Here is a 236-nt window from a genome sequence, read left to right on the forward strand (position 1 = left end):
TTTGCGAAAATGCCCCTTGCCGCATCCTGCTTGTACCCGCAGCGTAATATGACTGAATGCTAAACCGGCCCTGGTAGCGCAAGGGCTGTGGAAAAACCGGGGATCGTGCTTGGCGCGGTCCCCGGTTGATGTTTGCGGCTCTTACGGCACAGGTGAAGCAGAAAGGCTGTCGTTGCAGCTTAGCAGCAGGAGGAAGCCTCTTTTCCACAGGAGCACAGCATTGTCCCGTATCTTCA

Source organism: Desulfovibrio sp., from assembly GCF_019424165.1.
Lineage (GTDB): Bacteria > Desulfobacterota > Desulfovibrionia > Desulfovibrionales > Desulfovibrionaceae > Desulfovibrio.